1 protein-coding gene is annotated in these 1430 nt (G+C 61.2%); it reads right to left on the bottom strand.

What is annotated here, in order from left to right; genetic code table 11:
• Positions 1–9 precede the first annotated feature (9 nt).
• On the bottom strand, positions 10–1338 hold the full coding sequence (locus NCT32_RS13360) for an IS4 family transposase (protein ID WP_061122024.1): 1329 nt from the start codon (positions 1336–1338) through the stop codon (positions 10–12).
• Between the last annotated feature and the right edge of the window lie 92 nt (positions 1339–1430).

The following is a 1430-nucleotide window of genomic DNA, read 5'->3' as shown; positions in this document are numbered from 1 at the left end:
TAATGCCGTTCAGTTAAGGTCTTTTCTTAGATAACGAACGGTGTACCGTTTAGGGCGGGATTTGACGACCCGGTCGCATGCGCGTCCGGGTCGTTTTTCGTTGGGGAGAGACTTGAGCCTTTCGCGCAGGCGCTGAAGGCAGGCGGGTAACTTTGCAAACGCCGGCGTGAGGGCCGCCCACATCATCTCGTGCTGAATCGTGTGGAGGGCTCGCACGAAGCTGATATCAGTCGGCGCAAGTTTCGCCTCCCGTGCGGCGCAGGCGATCTCGCGGCGAATCAGGTTGTAGGCGATCAACGCGCCCCAGATCTCCTGATAGACCCCTGCGACGGTGCGGCTGCGCAAGGTCAACTCCGAACCGAGCATCGATTGCTTGAGCTCCGCGTAACTGGTTTCGATCTGCCAGCGGCGTTCGTAGCAGGCGACGATATCGGCGGGTTTGAAGCGTCGGCGATCCATGAGCGAAGTCAGCAGCACGCGTTCGCGTCCCCGCGCGTCGATGGCACGGATCGCCCGCACACTCCAGAATTCGGGTAAAGCCGGACATTTCTGGCGCGCCTGCGGCGACACACGCATGCGCACCATCGCATCGTCAGCGCTACCCGAGACGACTTCCCAGCAGGTATTGGCTTTGGCTGGAATCAGGAAGTGGCGATTGCGCGCGTTCATCGTCAGGCCACACAGGATTTCCGCGGCCAGAAAGCCTTTGTCGAACACCGTCAGTGAGTCTTCCGGGATTTGCGCCAGCAGGCTTTTGGCGTACACCATTTCGTTGGTGTCGTAGCGACCGAAATTGATATCGGCAATCAGGTGCGTCGGAATGGCGGTGAGCGTCACGGCGCGCACCTGCGGATAACTCGCCACCTTGCCGCTGGCGTAGCCCTGCGCGCCAAAGTGCTCGCGGTTGGCCGGACTGTCGGGGGTGCGCAGTGTGGTGCCATCCATTGCCCACAGACTCAAGCCCTTGAACGCATGGTGGGCCGCGTCCTGAGTGGTCCACGCTCGCGCGGTCTGTGCAAACAGCCACGCCATCGGCGCTTCGCCAATACGTTGGCGCGCCTGCGCCGCAGCACTCTTGCTGACAAACGGGGCGGCATCGTTGGGCAAGGCCAGATCGAGGCTATCGAGTACCTCGCTAATCGACCAGTGGCGGTACATCGCCAGCGCAATGACCAGCCACACCACCTGTTCAGCCGGTAGGCGACGGCGCCGAATGCTCGCTGTCCCGGTCGCCTGGACTGCGCGTTCGATCCACGCGTAGGGCAGATGCTCGGCCAACCGTCGCAGATCGGCCGGCTCTTGTGCTTCGATCAGATAAGTGAGGTGGTCGGCAAGCATCGCACCGGAAAGTTAACAGCCCGGCGCTCCGTTTACAACCACTTCTCACCCCATAAACAAAAATGCCGTGCAGCGCTAACTGAACGGCATTA

This window comes from Caballeronia sp. INML2 (genome assembly GCF_023631365.1).
Lineage (GTDB): Bacteria > Pseudomonadota > Gammaproteobacteria > Burkholderiales > Burkholderiaceae > Caballeronia > Caballeronia turbans.
This window is presented reverse-complemented; position numbering and strand designations above follow the sequence as displayed.